This window comes from Zavarzinella formosa DSM 19928 (assembly GCF_000255705.1).
GTDB lineage: Bacteria > Planctomycetota > Planctomycetia > Gemmatales > Gemmataceae > Zavarzinella > Zavarzinella formosa.
The window spans coordinates 2,123,303-2,123,503 of record NZ_JH636439.1 but is presented as its reverse complement, the minus strand read 5'-3'; positions in this window follow the sequence as shown (position 1 = coordinate 2,123,503).

The window sequence follows — 201 nt, the reverse complement described above, 5'->3', positions numbered from 1 at the left end:
CAGCCCGCCGCAAGCGTGTGCGACCCCGCCAAAGGACGGGAGTCATTAACCGGACACAACTGGCATCACTCGCCCTGCGTCGGGGATCATTCCAGATCCCAGGCGGGCGGCCCAACGGACGACAGTGTCGCCGGTCGTTCCCGAAGGCAGCAATGAACGCGCCGTCCGGGCGCGAATCGCGGGTATTTCAGAGATGGACGA